We start from the raw sequence: 16,056 nt of genomic DNA, 5'->3' as shown, positions 1-16,056 counted from the left end.
ATGGCGAACCGCAAGACCTGGGGCTGGGTAGGGGGCCTATTGGGTGGCACGCTCGTTGCCGGCGCCACCGCCTATTATCTGTTCGAACGGGCGAGCGAGCAGCCGCCGTTCACGCTGGTCGAGAAGGACGGCGCATTCGAGATCCGCGACTATCCCGAACTGATCGTCGCCGAAACCCGCGCGATCGGCACGCGCGACGCGGCGCTCAATGCCGGTTTCAGCCGGCTGGCCGATTACATTTTCGCCAAGCGGCGCGGCGGCAATGGCGGCCGCGGCGGCGACAAGATCGCGATGACCGCGCCGGTGCTGAGCAGCGAGCAGGACGGCAGCTGGCGCACCCAGTTCGTGATGCCGTCGAAATTCACGCTGGCGACGCTGCCGAAGCCGGCGGACAATGTCGATCTCGCCCGGCGGCCGGCACGGCGCGTCGCCGTGCTGCGGTTTTCCGGTACGGTCAACGATGCCATGCTCGCCAGCCGCGAGGCCGAATTGCGGCGCTGGCTGGCCGCGCGCGGGCTTCAGGGCGGGGCGGCGGAATATGCCTTTTACAACTCGCCCTTCATCCCTGGGCCGCTTCGCCGCAACGAAGTGATGATCGCGCTGCCCGCCGCCTGACGTTCGGCCGGTTGCGCGGCTTCGGCGGGTGCCATAGCGTCGGCGATCCAATGTCGCTGGAGTGCCTGAATTGCCGATTCGACCTTTTGCGCTGATCGCCGTCACCGCCGCCGCGCTTAGCGCGGCGTTGCCTGCGCAGGCGCAGACCAATCCCGCCCTGTCGGCTTGCCTAAAGGCGCATACCAGCAAGGCCGATCGCACGACGCTGGTGCGGTGGATCTTCGCCGGCATCGCGGGCAGCGAATCGGTCAAGGATCTGTCGCAGGTCACCGAGGCGCAGCGCACCGAGACGATGCGTGGCGCCGGCCGCGTCATCAACCGGCTGCTCACCACCGATTGCCGCGCGGAAGCCCTGGGCGCGCTGAAAGCGGGCGGCCCCAATGGCATGCAGTCGGCCTTTGGTCAGCTCGGCGAAAGCGCGATGGTCGATCTGATGTCCGATCCGGCGGTGCTGGGCACCTTTGCGGGGATCGTCCAATATGTCGATATGGGCGCGCTGGTGAAGCTGATGATGGACAGCGGCGCGCTCGATCTCTCGAAGTAACGCCGGCTCAGCGGTCGAGGCGGAGCCGCGCCACCACGGGGAAATGATCGCTGGGGTAGCGCGCGCCGCGATGCGCATCGACGGTGCGGATCGATTCGACCGTCACGCCGCGCGTCAGGATCCAGTCGATGCGGCGATCGCCCTTGCCGGTGAAGCCGTGAAAGGTGAAGTCCGGCCCCTGGCGCTTGGCGCCGCTCAGCCACGCATCGGCCAGCGCGGCGGTCAGGATCGCGTGCGGCGCGCTGTCCGGCGTCGCGTTGAAATCGCCGGTGACGATCACCGGCAGGTTGCCTGCGTCTGTGGCAATCCGCTCGACGATCAGCGCCGCCGCTTTCTCCCGGGCGGCGCCATCCTCGTCGCGATAAGGAAAATGCGTGTCGTAGAAGCGGAACCGGTGCCCGTCCTTCGTTTCGAACACGGCCCAGTTCACCATGCGCGGCAGCGGATGCCCCCAACTGATGCTGCCGGGAATTTCGGGCGTATCGGATAGCCAGAATTCGCCCGTCTCGACGATCTTCAGCCGGTCGCGGCGATAGAAGATCCCCATATGCTCGTCGGCATGGCCGCCGCGCCGGTCGGTGCCGAACCAGCCATAATCGGGTAGTGCTGCGACGATGTCGTTGCCCTGCCGCTGGAACAGTTCCTGCGTGCCGATCAGATCGGGCGCCTCGGCCCGGATCGTCGCGATCGCCAGCGCGCGGCGCTTCTCCCACAGGTCCGGCCCGTCATCGGGGCTCGGATAGCGGATGTTGAGGCTCATCACAGTCAGCTCGGGCGCGGCCTGCGCCCATGCCGGCGCACAGGCCAACAATGCGGCGACCGCCACGAACAACCGCCAGAAACGCACCATCAACCCGTCCCTTCGAGAGCCTTTTGCCGCCGGCGCTGCACCGAACTGCCGATGCCCATCGCCTCGCGGTATTTCGCGACCGTCCGCCGGGCGATGTCGAAGCCTTTGGCGTTGAGCATCTCGACCAGCGTGTCGTCCGACAGGATCTTCTTCGGGTCCTCGGCGGTGATCAGCGCACGAATCGCGCTCTTCACCGCCTCTGCTGACACCGCCTCGCCGCCATCGGCCGACTGAATCGCGCTAGTGAAGAAATATTTCAGTTCAAACAGTCCGCGCGCACAGCTGAGATATTTGTTGCTGGTGACGCGGCTCACGGTCGATTCGTGCATCTCGATCGCATCCGCCACCTGGCGCAGCGTCAGCGGGCGAAGATGGGCGACGCCCTTCAGAAAAAAGCCTTCCTGCTGCTTCACGATCTCGGTTGCGACCTTGATGATCGTGCGCTGGCGCTGGTCAAGTGCCTTCACCAGCCAGTTGGCGCTGGCCAGCATGTCGGACAGCCAGGCCTTGCTCGCCTTGTCCTGCTTGCCCGCCGATACCTCGGCATAATAGCTGCGGTTGACCAGCAGCCGGGGAAGCGTCGCGGCGTTGATCTCGATCGCCCAGCCGCCGCCGCGTCGCGCGACGAACAGGTCCGGCGTCACCGCCTGCACCGGATCGCCGCCATAGCGACAGCCGGGCTTGGGATCATAGTTGCGCAGCTCGCGGATCATGTCCGCCAGATCCTCGTCATCGACGTCGCACAGCCGCCGCAGCCGGGCGAGATCGCCGCGGGCGACCAGTTCCAGATTGTCGATCAGCCGCGCCATGCACGGATCGTAGCGATCGGCCTCCTTGGCCTGGAGCGCCAGGCATTCGGCGAGGTTGCGCGCGCCGACGCCGGTGGGATCGAACGTCTGGATGGTGCCGAGCACTGCCTCCACTCGCGCCAGCGGCACCGCCAGCCGATCGGCGATCTCGCGCAGCGGCACGGTCAGGTAGCCGCATTCGTCGATCTGATCGATCAGATGCTGCGCGATGAACAGGTCCGGCCCGGCGATGCTCGCCCCGGCCTGTGCAAGCAGATGGTCGGCCAGGCTCGTCGTGCTGCTGCCGAGATTGTCGAAATCCGGTCCGTCTTCGGATGATCCGCCGGAGCTCGTGCCGTTCAGGCCCAGCCCGCCGTCGAGCCCGCCGATCGCGTCGCTCGGCGAGTCATGGTGGAACGTCTCGGCGCCCAGATCGACATCGAGCGCGGCTTCGCCCGCCGCCTCGCCGCCGCCGACGATCAGCTCGCTGGCATCGGCGGGGCCGTCACGCACGCGATCGGAATCGCCATCGTGATCCGAATCGCCGGCAAGGGCAATATCGCCGCCCGCATCATCGCCGCCCTGCGCCTCCAGCAACGGGTTGCGCTCGATCTCTTCGGCAATGAACGTCTCGACCTCTAGGTTCGACAGCGCGAGCAGCTTGATCGCCTGCTGGAGCTGCGGCGTCATGACCAGCGATTGCGACTGCCGCAGATCGAGGCGTGGCGCGAGGCTCATCGGCGCTAGAGCGAGAAGCTTTCGCCGAGATAGAGCCGGCGGACATTCTCGTCACGGACGAGATCTGCCGGTGACCCTGCAAACAGCACGCGGCCGTCATAGATGATGTAGCCGCGATCGACGATTTCCAGCGTCTCGCGAACATTGTGATCGGTGATCAGCACGCCGATGCCGCGTTCGCGAAGCTGGATGACGAGATCGCGGATATCTGCGATCGAGATCGGATCGATGCCCGCGAACGGCTCGTCGAGCAGGATGATCGTCGGGTTTGCGGCGAGTGCGCGGGCGATTTCCGCACGGCGCCGCTCGCCGCCCGACAGCGCCATCGCAGGCGAGCTGCGCAGGCGCGTCAGGCCGAATTCGTCGAGCAGCTGGTCGAGCCGCGCCTGCCGGGCATCGCGATTGGGCTCGGCCAGTTCGAGCACGGCCAGGATGTTCTTTTCGACCGAGAGGCCCCGGAAGATCGACGTCTCCTGCGGCAGATAGCCGAGGCCCAGGATCGCGCGGCGATACATCGGCAGCCGGGTAATGTCCTCGCCATCGAGCATGATGCGGCCGCTGTCGGGCTTCACCAGCCCCATCACCGAATAGAAGCAGGTCGTCTTGCCGGCGCCGTTTGGGCCGAGCAGGCCGACCACCTCGCCGCGCCCGACCGAAACCGACACGTCGGTGAGCACCGTCCGCTTGTCATAGGACTTGGCGATGGACACCACCGCGAGCCCGCGATCAGGCAGCGGGGCGGGATCGGCGGCCGGGACTTCAAGCATGGCGGTGTCCGTCATGACGGCTCCTGCTGGGTGAACTCGGCATCGTCCCCGTCCCCCGATGAACGATTGCAGGATTCCTGCATGAGAAATCGTGCCGTGAAAAGGGGTTGCCCTGCCGAATCGGCGTAAAGACGCGCGCTACTGGTTCTGCGATGACGACGAATCGCGTTTGGGGACCGAGAAACGGCCGGTCACGCGGCCGCCCTGATTCTGCACGTTCGACTGGCCCGCGCCGCCCGCACCCGCGACACCCGATCCGTCGATCGTCGCGCGGCCAGTGTCGAGATTGATCGACAGACGGCCGCCCGACACGGTGTTGCCGGCCTGGTTCAGCGTGACGCCGCCCACCATCGTGATCACGCGGCGATCGACGTCATAGACGGCATATTGTGCCCTGGCATTCTGATCCGGCCGCGTCACCGTCACGCTACCGGCGGCATCGAGCCGCGATGCCTGGGGCGAACCGTCGGTCAGCGAACCGGTATAGGTCACCGTCACGCGATCCGCTTTCAGCGTCATGTTCGCCTGGGTGATGACGACGCTGCCGGTCAGGAGCGCCCGGTTTGCGCGATCCTGGATCTCGATATGGTTCGACGCGACATCGATCGGCGCGTTGGTGTCGTGCCGCGTCTGGGCAGCGGCCGGGGCGGCGGCGCAGGCGAGCGCGAGCCCGAGGGCGAACAGGGCGGGACGTCGGGTCATGGCTGCCTATTTGCGCGCTTCGGGTTCATCCGCAAGCGCGCATTGCCGTCCAGTGTCACGGTTCGAGCCGCCAGATCGGCCGACATATGATCCGCGCTGAACGTTCCGCTCGGTGTATTTCCCTTCACGCCACCGCCGCTCTGCAGCTTGCGTGTCTTGAGATCGAGCACCGCGCCGGTGGTGTTGAGAACATAGCCATCGGCCGTCTGGAAATGGATCGGGCCGTCGATCGCCACCTTCTGCGTGTCCATGTCATAGCGGCCGCGATCGGCGTCGAGCGTCGCCGGCCCCTCGGTCAGCGTGATTCGCGCCTGCAGGTCGCGCAGCTGGACCACGGGTTCGGCCGAACTTTTCTGCACGGCAGAGCCGGCGAACAGCGCGAATGCCTGGCCCTTGCTGTCCTCGCCGCGATACTCGGCCGATTCGATCCGCAGCCGTTCGGGCGAAAGCGCGACCTTGTTCTTGTCGAGCACGAAGCTGACGTCGCCGCCCATGAATAGCGGGGCGGTGACGAGGAACGCCGCGAGCACGCCGATTCCGATCGGCAGCGCGATCATCGAGATGCGGATGACGCGATCGTGGCTGCTCCCGGGATGGGCCCAGGAACGGCGTTGCGCGCGAAGACGGGTGGCAATCTCAGACATGCAAGCCTTTGTGGGGGCGCGGACCGCCCCCGACAAGGCAGGCGCGATCAGACATGCGCGAAGATGTCGACCTCCGGCCAGCCGGCCAGATCCAGTTCGGCGCGCCAGGGAAGGAAATCGAAGCACGCCTGCGCCAGGTCGGTGCGGCCCTCGCGCTCGAGGCGGCGATCGAGCTCTTCCTTCAGCGCGTGCAGGTGCCGCACATCCGATGCGGCATAGTCGCGCTGCGCCTCGCTGAGCTCGGGGCCGCCCCAGTCCGACGATTGCTGCTGCTTCGAAATCTCGGCGCCGAGCAGTTCGCGCACCAGTTCCTTCAGCCCGTGGCGATCGGTGTAAGTGCGCACCAGCCGCGATGCGGTCTTGGTGCAATAGACCGGTGCCGCCGTCACGCCGAGGTAGAAGCGGATCGCGGCAAGATCGAAGCGCGCGAAATGATAGAGCTTCACGCGCTCGGGATCGGCCAGCACGGCGCGCAGGTTCGGCGCGGCATAGTTGGAGCGCGGCCCGAACCGAACCAGATGCTCGTCGCCCGACCCGTCGGACAGCTGGACGACGCAGAGCCGGTCGCGGGGCGTGACGAGCCCCATCGTCTCGGTGTCGACGGCAATCGCGGCGCCCGGCGCGAACACGTTCTCGGGCAGGTCTTCTTCGTGGAAATGGACAGCCATGCCGTTCGACTAGACGGCTTGTCGCACCATCTCAATGCTTACCGCTCGATTCGCCGCGCCTCGCGCTGTTTTTTCGCGCGAGCAGGTTCAGCGTCTCGACACCGGCGGAAAACGCCATCGCGCAATAGATATAGCCCTTGGGCACATGCACGCCGAATCCGTCGGCGATCAGCACCGCGCCGATCATCAGCAGAAAGCCCAGCGCCAGCATCACCACGCTCGGGTTGCGGGCGATGAAGTCGGCGAGCGGGTTCGCCGCCAGCAGCATCACCAGCACGGCGACGACGACGGCGGCGATCATCACCGGCAGATCGTCCGACATGCCCACCGCCGTGAGGATCGAATCGATCGAAAAGACCAGATCGAGCAGCAGGATCTGGACGAGTACGGCGCCAAAGCCGGCCGCCGCGCCGGCTGCGACGCTCGTTTCCTGTTTCGCCGCGGGATCGACATTGTGGTGAATTTCGGTCGTCGCCTTCCACACCAGGAACATGCCGCCGGCGATCAGGATCAGGTCGCGCACCGAAAAGGCGGTCTCCATCGCCGGCCGCCCGTCCTCGCCGATGATGCGGATGCCGAGATCGATCACCGGCGCGGTCAGCCGGGTGATCCACACCAGCGATCCGAGCAGCGCGAGTCGCATGATCAGCGCCAGCGAGATCCCGACTCGGCGAACGCGCTCGCGCTGTCCCTCCGGCAGCTTGTTCGACAGGATCGAAATGAAGATCAGATTGTCGATTCCCAGCACGACTTCGAGCACGATCAGCGTGGCGAGTGCGGCCCAGGCGGCGGGGCTGGCGAGCAGTGCGGCGATGGTGTCCATGGGTGGGGAAACTGCCCTGCGCCGGTCCGCGCCGCAAGCCGCCTGGCATCGCATCGTTGCCCGCCGGACACTTTGATGCCGCAATGATAACGGCTCGTGGAAATTTGTTCGCGCCTCCCGCGTTTTTGGGTTATGAACAGCTTTATGGCGCTATGTTAGTGCCGGAAGACCTGCGTTTTTCGTCCGGCGCTCGGGTTTTGGTTGGTTACTAGGGCGAACCGGGAAGACGAACAGGGCATGGGTTTCGATAGAGGGCGCCGTGGTGAGCGCGGCGGACGCGGCAAGGACAAGCGCGACGGTTTCGGCGACGAAAGCTTCGGTGGCTATAGCGGCTTCGAAGACCGTGGTGGTTTTGGCGGCGGTGATCGCGGTGGGTTCGGCGGCGGCCGTGGCGGCTTCGGCGGCGGCGGCGGCGGTGGATTTGGCGGTGGCGGCTTCGGCGGCGGTGGCGGCGGCGGTTTCCGCGGCGGCGGCGGCGGTGGTGGTCGCGGCATGCCTCCGCAGGTCGTTGGCGAAGGCACCGGCGTCGTAAAGTTCTTCAACGCGCAAAAGGGTTTCGGCTTCATCGTTCGCGATGACGGCGGCGAAGATGTGTTCGTGCACATCTCCGCGGTCGAACAGGCCGGCTTCACTGCGCTGGCAGAGGGTCAGCCGCTCGGCTTTACGCTCGTCGATCGCGGCGGCCGCATCTCCGCGACCGAGCTCAAGATCGACGGTGAGCCGATGCCGGTCACCGAGCGTGCACCGCGTGATGCAGGCCCTGGTGCCGGTGGCGCGCGTGGCGCCGGCGGTCCGCAGCGTCAGCTGACGGGCGAGAAGGCAACCGGCACGGTCAAGTTCTTCAACGCGATGAAGGGCTTCGGCTTCATCCAGCGCGATGATGGCCAGCCTGACGCCTTCGTGCACATCTCCGCGGTCGAGCGCGCCGGCATGCCGACGCTCAACGAAGGCGACCGGCTCGAATTCGAGCTGGAGGTCGATCGTCGCGGCAAATACGCAGCGGTCAATCTCGCACCGCAGCAGTAATCCGCAAGGGCGAACGCGATTGGAAAGGGCCGGGCGGAAACGTCCGGCCCTTTTCGCTGCGGATCTTGCGTTGGTTCAGTCTGGACGGGCCGAGCCCGGCGAGCGATGCGCTGCCGGACTGCCGATGCCAGCTTTAATCGATGCGAACGCATCCGCGTGCCGCAATCCTCTCCAATCGCCCTACCAACCGCTGTGCTCCGCAGGCTGAGGCGAAGCGGCCGGGTATTGTCGGCTTGCGCCTGCTGCGCGGGCGGGAGAGCGCCATACCTATGCAGCTTCGCATGAACCCGAAAACGAATGACTGTCCCGTTATGAAACACGGCGCGCCGGGTTCGATGAAATAATGTTGAACGAAGCATCACACCCAGAGGCAGCAATATTGTATCAAGTGCCTGTCTGAGCTGTTTGAGACGAGGGGGTGTTCAGATGGCATCTATGATGAAGAACGCAGTTCGCTTTTTCTTGGTGGGTTCGGCTTCGCTTTTTGCGTTGTGCAGTACGGCAGACGCGCAGACGGAGTATCGCTTCCACGGCACCTTCCGGCCGGCGACCGGCGCCGCCTTCACCGCGATGCTGGGCGACGGCTCCTTTGACGGGCATTACAGCCTCGCCGACCCGTTCCCGACCTCGGGCGTCGCCTATTTTCTCGATTACACGGTCAACATTCGCGACGCCGACGGCGCCATCCTGCTGACGCTGTCACAGGGTAGCAACGGTGCCTATGGCTATATCAACACCGGCGTCGCGCAATATTATGGCGGGACCAGCATCTATTTCTACGATCTGTCGCAGAACTATCTCCAGCTGATCGTTCCCACCGGGTTCGGCGGTACCGGGGACGTGCTGGCGAACGGCTATTCCTACGCGCAGATCGCGCCGCAGAACCAGGCGACGGTGATGAGCGGCGTGATCGGCGTGCCGGAACCGGGCCTGTGGGGACTCATGCTGGCCGGCATCGGCATGGCGGGTGCCGCGATGCGGGTGCGCCGCGTGCGGGTCGGCTGGTCCTCCAGTACCCGGCTCAGCTGACCATCCGCCGCAGCCCCTCGATTGTATCCGCCTCCGCGACTGGCTTGTCGGTGCGGATGCGGCTGATCCGCGGAAAACGCATCGCCAGCCCCGATTTGTGTCGTTTCGATTCATGGATCGAATCGAACGCGACTTCCAGCACCAGCGACTTGTCGGTCTCGCGCACCGGGCCGAAGCGGTTGATCGTGTGGGTGCGGACATGTCGATCGAGCCATTTCAGCTCGTCATCGGTGAAGCCGAAATAGGCCTTTCCCACCGGCAGCAACTCGCCCGCGTCGTTCCATGCGCCGAAGGTGAAGTCGGAATAGAAGCTGCTGCGCTTGCCCGAGCCCCGCTGGGCATACATCAGCACGCAATCGGCGGTCAGCGGGTCGCGCTTCCATTTGTACCACAGCCCGACGCGCCGCCCCGCGACATAGGGCGAGTCGCGCCGCTTGAGCATCACGCCCTCAATCGCGGCGTCGCGTGTGCCGGCGCGGATCGCCGAAAGCGCCGCGAAATCCTCCGCCGCGATGACCTGCGACACATCGAATCGTTCGGCATTGAGCGACTCGGCAAAGGCTTCCAGTCGTACTCGCCGCTCGCTCCAGCCCAGCTGGCGCAGATCCTCGGCGCCGTCGAACAGGATATCGTACAGCCGCACAAAGGCGGGTGCCTCCGCCAGCATCTTTGCCGACACCGTCTTGCGCCCCAGCCGCTGCTGCAACGCATTGAAGCTGCCGGCCTCACCACCCTGCGCCTCGCCGCGAACCAGCAATTCACCGTCGACGACGCCGGGCGTGGCGAATGCGGCGGCGACTTCCGGGAAGCTTCGCGTGATGTCGTCCCCCGCCCGGCTGTAGAGCCGCGTCTCGCCCCCGGCATGGACGATCTGGGCACGGATGCCGTCCCATTTCCACTCGGCGGCATAATCGGCCAGGCTCACCTCCGTCTCCTCCAGGGGATGCGCCAGCATGAAGGGACGGAAGACGGGCACGTCCTGCGCCCGCGGCTGTGGCGCGCGGCCCTCCGCCCAGTCGAACAGCGCGGCATAAGGCGGCGTCAGCCCGTGCCAGACCTCTTCCACGGCATCGACGTCGATGGCGAAGGCCTGGGCGAGCGCGGTCTTAGCGAGTCGGGCGGAGATGCCGACGCGCAACGCGCCCGTCGCGAGCTTGAGCAGCGCATAGCGTTCGTCCGATTCGAGCCGGTCGAGCATAGCCGCCAAGGCCGCGGGTGCGTCGGCGCGGGAAAGGGCGGCGAGCGTCGCCACGACGTTCGACAGCGTCAGCGGCTCCGATTCGGTGGGCGGCACCCTCGGCTCGGGCCAGAGCAGCGCGACCGTCTCGGCCGAATCGCCGACAAAATCGCGGCTCATCGCATAGAGCACGGGATCGACCCGCGCCTCGATCATCGCGCGGATCGTCGATGGCTTGACGGCGGGCAGGTCGAGCGTGCCGGTAAGCGCCGCCATCGCCCAGCCGCGATCGGGATCCGGCGTCGCGCGCAGATAGGCGCCGATCAGACGGAGCTTGGCGTTGCGGGACCGGGTGTAGATCAGCCGGTCAAGCAGGTCGGCAAAGGCGCGCATGGATCGTAGATGGTCGTCGCCGCCACGCTACGCTAGGGGCGTGGGGATGAAGCGCCTTCTTCTGTTCTTGCTCGCCCTCGTGGTCGCGGGGCTGGCGATCCTCGGTTTCGCCTATTGGACGGCGGGCCGCGATCCGGTGGTTCGGCGCCTCTCGGTGGCGATGTCCGACTGGCCCGCCGGGGCGCCGCCGCTTCGGGTCGTGCTGCTCAGCGACCTTCATGTCGTCGGCCCCGAAACGCCGCCGGCGCGGATCGCGCGCATCGTCGATCAGGTGAACCGGCTCGATCCCGATCTCGTGCTGATCGCCGGCGATTTCGAGCAGGACCGCCGCTTGTCGACGCGTCATTACGGCCCAGCCGCGGCCGTCGCGCCGCTGCGCGCGTTGCGTGCGCCGCTCGGGGTGGTCGCGGTGCTCGGCAACCATGACTATCCCGCGCGCGGCGACAGCGACCTGCCGAAGCATCTGGCGCAGGTGGGGGTTACGTTGCTGCGCAACCAGGCGGTGCGGCGCGGCCCGCTGGCGATCGCCGGCGGCGGCGATCTCTATCACGGGCGGTTCTCCGCCGCTGCGCTCGAGCATGCCGCGCGGGCGCTGCCGGGGCCGACGCTGGTCCTCGCCCACACGCCGGACGTCGTGCCGCTGCTGCCGTCATGGTATCGGCTGGTGCTCGCAGGACACACGCATTGTGGCCAGATTCGCCTGCCTTTGCTCGGCGCGCCGGTGACGGCGTCGCGCTATGGCCAGCGCTATCTGTGCGGCGTGATTCGCGAAGGCGCGCGCACGGTGGTGGTGACGGCGGGGATCGGGACGAGCGGCGTGCCGCTCCGCCTTGGCGCCGTGCCCGATCTGTGGCTGCTGACGATCGGCGCGCCGCCGCGATAGTGGCTTGCCAAGCGGCCAGGTTCGCCATCATCATCGGCTGGGTGCGATGCCGCACCCGCCTTGGGAGAGCCAATCGATGAAGTTCGCTGTTGCGATCGCGGCCGTCGCCGCCTGCCTGACGACCACCGCCGCCGCTGCGCAGGACGTCCCTCCGCCCGCCGCACCAGCGGCCGCTACCCCCAAATTCTCGCTCGATACGCCGATCGAGCAGCTCGTCGCCGACGAAAAGGCGAAGGCGGTTCTCGACGCGGACCTGCCCGGCGTTTCGACGCACCCGGCCTATGAATCGTTCAAGACGATGAGCCTTCGCGCCGTACAGCCTTTTTCCAACGGCGCGCTGACCGACGAGATGCTCCAGAAGGTTGAGGCGGACCTCGCCCGGATTCAGTAAGGACCATACGAAAAGGGGCGCGGCAACACGCCGCGCCCCCGATCGATCTGGACATTATCTCCGGGCAAGCTCAGCCCTTGCGGCTCGCCTCGAACAGGAACCAGGCGCGCTCCTCGGCCTGATCGGTCCAGTCGTCGACAACGCCGCTGGTTGCGTTGTCGCCGGCATCCTCCGCCGCCTGCTTCACGGCGCGGAAGCTTTCGACCAGCTTCAGATTGTCGTCGCGCAACTCGGACAGCATGTCGGTCGCCGCGACGAAGTCCGCGTCATTGTCGGAGATCGTCTGGCGGCGCGCGATATCGCCGATCGAGCGCAGCGTGGTGTTGCCGGTCTTGCGCACGCGCTCGGCGATCGCGTCGGTCACGCCCAGAATCTGCGCGGCCTGATCGTCGAGCAGCAGGTGATAGTCCCGGAAATGCGGGCCGGACACGTGCCAGTGAAAATTCTTGGTCTTCAAATACAGCGTGTAGCAATCTGCCAGCGCGCTGTTCAGCGCGTCGGCGACGCTCTTCGTGTCGTTGCGATTGAGGTCCGTCGGCGTTGCCAACGCGGCCGTCTTGTCTGCCATGATGTCCTCCAGGTTTCGATACGAGAGCCTAACGATTCGGATATAGGGACTGGTTCCTTGCGCTGCAGCGAATTTTTGCCGATCTGTACCATCGGATAGGTCGCTCGAAGCCGTGGGCGCGTCGCCGCGCGACGGCTGCATTGCCGCGATCTGGCGCCGAAAGCTTGACTTTCCCCGCCGATTCGCGCATCCGCCCGCCTCTGTAAGCGGTACGCTCCGGTGTGCCGCTATTTCTTTTCGCACGAATCAAGGGTTCCGGGTCATGGCAAAGCCGACCACCGTAAAGATCAAGCTCGTCAGCACGGCGGATACGGGCTTCTTCTATGTCACCAAGAAGAATCCGCGCACGCAGACGGAAAAGCTGAACTTCCGCAAATATGATCCGGTCGTGCGCAAGCACGTCGAGTTCAAGGAAGCGAAGATCAAGTAACGCCCCGCAGCGCGGCTTGGCCGTGCCCGTTGCGTTTCCAACTCGACGTTCAGGCAGGCTGCGCTGGATCCCCTTCGGGGTCCGGCGCGTCTTCGTTTGGCAGCAGGCCGTTGACGCGCTCGATGAAGCGGGCCAGCGAAATCGGCTTGGCGATATAGGCGCGCGCCCCCGCCGCGCGAATCCGCTCCTCATCCTCATGGCTGGAATAGGCGGTTACCGCCATGATCGGGATCGCCGACAGCGCCGAGTCGTGCTGCATCTGACGGATCAGTTCGAAGCCGGTGACATGCGGCAGCTGGATGTCCATGATGATCAGGTCGGGCGCGAAACGATGCGCGGAAGCGACGGCGTCGCGCCCATCGCGAACCGGCTCTGCCGCGAACCCATGCGCCCGCAACAGATCGCAGAACAGCTTGAGATTGAGTTCGTTGTCCTCGACAACGAGCACTCGTTTTGGCACGCGCTTCCCCGACATTTTGAGGTTCAGTAGGGCATGGCAGCCGCAGAGACAAATCCCGAAGCGCTCGCCCTGCAGGCGCTGGCATGGACGCTGGGCGAGCCGGCGCGCGCGTCGCGCCTGCTCGATCTGACCGGGCTCGATCCCGCCTCGCTTCGCGCACGGGCGGCCGAGCCGTCGCTGCTCGCGGCGACAATCGCGTTCCTCGAATCGCATGAGCCCGATCTGGTGGCATGCGCCGCCGCGCTCGACGTGCCGCCCGCGGCGCTGGTCGCGGCGCGCGGCGCGCTGGAAGCCGCATGAGGCCGCTGCTGATCACCGATTGCGACGAAGTGCTGCTCCACATGGTGCGGCATTTCGGCGAGTGGCTGGGCGAAGCCCACGACATCGACTTCGCGCCCGATGGCGGCGATTTCGCGCAGTCGATGCGCCGCCGCGCGGACGGGTCGCTGCTCGCGCCGCGCGAAATGTGGGCGCTGCTCGACGGCTTCTTTCCCGATCAGATGGATCGCCAGACGCTGGTGCCGCACGCCCGCGAGGCGCTCGCCCGGATCGCGCAGGTTGCGGACATCGTCGTGCTCACCAATCTCGGCGATCACTGCCGCGACTCGCGCATCGCCCAGCTTTCCGCCCACGGCATCGCGCATCGGGTCGAGTGCAACCAGGGGGGCAAGGGGCCGCCGGTCGCGCGGCTGGTTGCCGAACATGGCGCGCCGGTGGCGGTGTTCGTCGACGATCTGGCGACGCATCACGAATCGGTCGCCGAGCATGCCCCCGATGTGCTCCGGCTGCACATGATCGCCGAACCCGCCATGGCGCCGGCGGTGCCACCCGCGCCGCACGCCCATGCCCGTATCGACGACTGGCGCGATGCGGCCGACTGGATCCTAGCGGCGTTCGCGCAGGCTTGACCGGCCCCGGTTCCGGTGGTTGAGCAGGGCCATGACCACCGCCATCGATCGCAAGCTCGCCGAACTGGGCCTCACCCTTCCCGAAGCCGCCGCGCCGGTCGCGGCCTATGTGCCGGTGGTCGAGGCCGGCGGGCTCCTCCACATCTCGGGCCAGCTGCCGTTCAAGGACGGCGCGGTGATGACCGGTCGGCTGGGCGAGGATCGCGACATCGGTTTCGGTACCGAAGCGGCACAGCGCTGCGGGCTGATGCTGGTGGCGCAGATCAAGAAGGCGCTGGACGGCGATCTGACGCGCGTCAAGCGCATCGTGAAGCTGGGCGTGTTCGTTAACTCCGCCCCCGGCTTCGTCGATCAGCCCAAGGTCGCCAATGGCGCGTCGGAACTGATGCAGGCGCTGTTCGGCGAGGCTGGGCGCCATGCCCGCAGCGCCGTCGGCGTGGCGGTCCTGCCGCTCGGCGCCGCCGTCGAGGTCGATGCGATCATCGCCATCGACTGATCCGGCCCTCCTGTCACGCAGCATCGGCTGCGCTTCAAAAGCCCCTTCGGCGATGCCGAGGGGGTTTTTTGTTGCCCCGCGCCCGGATGGGCATGTGGCGACGCAGCAACACTTCGTCACGAAACATTGATGATCGAGCAAAGATTGTTGTGCGCTGCGGTAGCTTTGGGCCATGAACTTGTCGTCGTCTGGAAATTGCAACGGCCGCAGAGCCAATCATCAAGCAATGCCGGGCGCCGCAGGCGGGAACCCTTTGGATTGAATGAAAGGGATTCCATGCGCTTTTCCACGCTCAGCATCGGCGCGCTTCTTCTCGCCGGCACCATGCCCGCCTTTGCGCAGGACGAAACCGCACCGGCACCGGCCGTGACGGTCAACGGCAGCGCCGCCGTGGTCAGCGACTACAAGTTCCGCGGCATTTCGCAGACCGACGGCAATTTCGCGGTGCAGGGCAGCCTCACCGTCAGCCACGAATCGGGCTTCTACGTCTCGGTCTGGGGCTCGTCGATCGACGATTACGTCACCGTCCACGGCACCGCGCATCAGGAGATCGACCTGATCGGCGGCTACAAGCACAGCTTCAACGGCGTCACGCTCGACGTCGGCGCGCTCTATTATGTCTATCCCGGCACTCGCCCCGGCTTCACCGGCGATCGCTCGTCATCCGACTTCATCGAGCCCTATGCCTCGGTGAGCTACGCGTTCGGCCCGGTCGCGGCGAAGGCGACGGTCAACTATGCGCCCAAGCAAAAGGCGCTGGCGCTCGATCAGGGTCAGAGCGGCACGCTGTCCAAGAACGACAATGTCTATCTGGCCGGCGATCTCTCCGCCGCCATCCCGAACACGCCGCTCAGCGTCAGCGCGCATCTGGGCCACACCTTCGGCCCCAGCTGGCTGTCGGGTCCGACGTCGGAATATACCGACTGGGCATTGGGCGCCGCCTATACCTGGAAAAATCTGACGCTCGGCGTGTCCTATGTCGATACGGACACCTATTTCACCACGCCCAGCGGCAAGGATGCGGCCAAGGGCGGCATCCTGGGATCGGTCAGCGTCAGCTTCTGATATCGGCTGAGGGGGGCGGGAGCGGCGGGGAGGCCGCTCCCGGTTCCGCCGATCACGCGCCCGGCGCGACCGGCAAGATTGACCCGGTTCC

Annotated in this window: 21 protein-coding genes; 11 read left to right on the top strand and 10 right to left on the bottom strand. The window is 66.2% G+C overall.

Annotated elements, in window-relative coordinates:
* Both ACX40Y_RS02400 and ACX40Y_RS02395 read left to right on the top strand, forming a co-directional pair.
* Entirely contained in the window at nt 1-615 is a 615-nt protein-coding gene (locus ACX40Y_RS02400; protein WP_459117932.1) for an SOUL family heme-binding protein, read from the top strand.
* 70 nt (nt 616-685) lie between these two features.
* Complete coding sequence (locus ACX40Y_RS02395) at nt 686-1,159, top strand: hypothetical protein (RefSeq protein WP_459117931.1); 474 nt, start codon at nt 686-688, stop codon at nt 1,157-1,159.
* 7 nt (nt 1,160-1,166) lie between these two features.
* Here the strand turns inward: ACX40Y_RS02395 and ACX40Y_RS02390 are convergent, their stop codons facing one another.
* The 7 genes from ACX40Y_RS02390 to ACX40Y_RS02360 form a co-directional block, all read right to left on the bottom strand.
* Nucleotides 1,167-2,009 (bottom strand): endonuclease/exonuclease/phosphatase family protein, encoded by an 843-nt coding sequence (locus ACX40Y_RS02390; RefSeq protein WP_459117930.1) that lies wholly within the window; start codon nt 2,007-2,009, stop codon nt 1,167-1,169.
* Complete coding sequence (rpoN, locus tag ACX40Y_RS02385) at nt 2,009-3,535, bottom strand: RNA polymerase factor sigma-54 (RefSeq protein ID WP_459117929.1); 1,527 nt, start codon at nt 3,533-3,535, stop codon at nt 2,009-2,011. Before rpoN ends, ACX40Y_RS02390 begins: the two co-directional genes overlap by 1 nt.
* A 5-nt stretch (nt 3,536-3,540) precedes the next feature.
* Nucleotides 3,541-4,317, bottom strand: a complete 777-nt coding sequence (lptB, locus tag ACX40Y_RS02380; protein ID WP_459117928.1) for an LPS export ABC transporter ATP-binding protein — start codon at nt 4,315-4,317, stop codon at nt 3,541-3,543.
* A 123-nt stretch (nt 4,318-4,440) separates the two neighbouring features.
* On the bottom strand, nt 4,441-5,004 hold the full coding sequence (locus ACX40Y_RS02375; protein ID WP_459117927.1) for an LptA/OstA family protein: 564 nt from the start codon (nt 5,002-5,004) through the stop codon (nt 4,441-4,443).
* Nucleotides 5,001-5,648 carry an LPS export ABC transporter periplasmic protein LptC gene (gene lptC / locus ACX40Y_RS02370; protein ID WP_459117926.1) on the bottom strand — a complete coding sequence of 216 codons (648 nt, stop codon included), beginning with the start codon at nt 5,646-5,648 and terminating at the stop codon, nt 5,001-5,003. The genes ACX40Y_RS02375 and lptC overlap by 4 nt, the downstream gene beginning before the upstream one ends.
* 47 nt (nt 5,649-5,695) lie before the next feature.
* Nucleotides 5,696-6,316 carry a ribonuclease D gene (locus tag ACX40Y_RS02365; RefSeq protein WP_459117925.1) on the bottom strand — a complete coding sequence of 207 codons (621 nt, stop codon included), beginning with the start codon at nt 6,314-6,316 and terminating at the stop codon, nt 5,696-5,698.
* A 31-nt stretch (nt 6,317-6,347) separates the two neighbouring features.
* Nucleotides 6,348-7,139: a TerC family protein gene (locus tag ACX40Y_RS02360; protein ID WP_459117924.1), complete on the bottom strand. Its 792-nt coding sequence runs from the start codon at nt 7,137-7,139 to the stop codon at nt 6,348-6,350.
* Nucleotides 7,140-7,376: 237 nt separating this feature from the next.
* Here ACX40Y_RS02360 and ACX40Y_RS02355 point away from each other — a divergent pair, with 237 nt between their 5' ends.
* Both ACX40Y_RS02355 and ACX40Y_RS02350 read left to right on the top strand, forming a co-directional pair.
* Nucleotides 7,377-8,165 (top strand): cold-shock protein, encoded by a 789-nt coding sequence (locus ACX40Y_RS02355; RefSeq protein WP_459117923.1) that lies wholly within the window; start codon nt 7,377-7,379, stop codon nt 8,163-8,165.
* 438 nt (nt 8,166-8,603) lie between these two features.
* Nucleotides 8,604-9,194, top strand: a complete 591-nt coding sequence (locus ACX40Y_RS02350; RefSeq protein ID WP_459117922.1) for a PEP-CTERM sorting domain-containing protein — start codon at nt 8,604-8,606, stop codon at nt 9,192-9,194.
* Here ACX40Y_RS02350 and ACX40Y_RS02345 read toward each other — a convergent pair.
* Entirely contained in the window at nt 9,187-10,764 is a 1,578-nt protein-coding gene (locus ACX40Y_RS02345; RefSeq protein WP_459117921.1) for a cisplatin damage response ATP-dependent DNA ligase, read from the bottom strand. The two genes, ACX40Y_RS02350 and ACX40Y_RS02345, sit on opposite strands and share 8 nt — an antisense overlap.
* Before the next feature lie 46 nt (nt 10,765-10,810).
* Here ACX40Y_RS02345 and ACX40Y_RS02340 point away from each other — a divergent pair, with 46 nt between their 5' ends.
* Nucleotides 10,811-11,647 carry a metallophosphoesterase gene (locus ACX40Y_RS02340; RefSeq protein ID WP_459117920.1) on the top strand — a complete coding sequence of 279 codons (837 nt, stop codon included), beginning with the start codon at nt 10,811-10,813 and terminating at the stop codon, nt 11,645-11,647.
* 76 nt (nt 11,648-11,723) lie between these two features.
* A complete protein-coding gene (locus tag ACX40Y_RS02335; RefSeq protein ID WP_459117919.1) occupies nt 11,724-12,038 on the top strand; it encodes a hypothetical protein in 315 nt (104 codons plus the stop codon).
* Nucleotides 12,039-12,108: 70 nt separating this feature from the next.
* Here the strand turns inward: ACX40Y_RS02335 and ACX40Y_RS02330 are convergent, their stop codons facing one another.
* Nucleotides 12,109-12,606: a Dps family protein gene (locus ACX40Y_RS02330; protein ID WP_459117918.1), complete on the bottom strand. Its 498-nt coding sequence runs from the start codon at nt 12,604-12,606 to the stop codon at nt 12,109-12,111.
* Between the two features lie 262 nt (nt 12,607-12,868).
* On the opposite strand from ACX40Y_RS02330, the gene rpmG reads away from it, so the two are divergent.
* On the top strand, nt 12,869-13,036 hold the full coding sequence (gene rpmG / locus ACX40Y_RS02325) for a 50S ribosomal protein L33 (protein ID WP_025294449.1): 168 nt from the start codon (nt 12,869-12,871) through the stop codon (nt 13,034-13,036).
* A gap of 49 nt (nt 13,037-13,085) precedes the next feature.
* Here the strand turns inward: rpmG and ACX40Y_RS02320 are convergent, their stop codons facing one another.
* The gene (locus tag ACX40Y_RS02320) at nt 13,086-13,496 is read right to left on the bottom strand and encodes a response regulator (protein ID WP_459117917.1); all 411 of its coding nucleotides are present in this window, start codon (nt 13,494-13,496) and stop codon (nt 13,086-13,088) included.
* 33 nt (nt 13,497-13,529) lie between these two features.
* Here ACX40Y_RS02320 and ACX40Y_RS02315 point away from each other — a divergent pair, with 33 nt between their 5' ends.
* The 4 genes from ACX40Y_RS02315 to ACX40Y_RS02300 all read left to right on the top strand — a co-directional run bounded on the left by ACX40Y_RS02315 (nt 13,530) and on the right by ACX40Y_RS02300 (nt 15,965).
* Complete coding sequence (locus ACX40Y_RS02315; protein ID WP_459117916.1) at nt 13,530-13,796, top strand: DUF3572 family protein; 267 nt, start codon at nt 13,530-13,532, stop codon at nt 13,794-13,796.
* Complete coding sequence (locus tag ACX40Y_RS02310; RefSeq protein ID WP_459117915.1) at nt 13,793-14,404, top strand: HAD family hydrolase; 612 nt, start codon at nt 13,793-13,795, stop codon at nt 14,402-14,404. Before ACX40Y_RS02315 ends, ACX40Y_RS02310 begins: the two co-directional genes overlap by 4 nt.
* A 31-nt stretch (nt 14,405-14,435) precedes the next feature.
* A complete protein-coding gene (locus tag ACX40Y_RS02305; protein ID WP_459117914.1) occupies nt 14,436-14,900 on the top strand; it encodes a RidA family protein in 465 nt (154 codons plus the stop codon).
* Nucleotides 14,901-15,176: 276 nt separating this feature from the next.
* A complete protein-coding gene (locus tag ACX40Y_RS02300; protein WP_459117913.1) occupies nt 15,177-15,965 on the top strand; it encodes a TorF family putative porin in 789 nt (262 codons plus the stop codon).
* Nucleotides 15,966-16,056 lie beyond the last annotated feature (91 nt).

The organism is Sphingomonas sp. RS6, from assembly GCF_054489705.1.
Note: the sequence above shows the minus strand (reverse complement) of the source record. Positions and strands in the feature narration are given on the sequence as shown.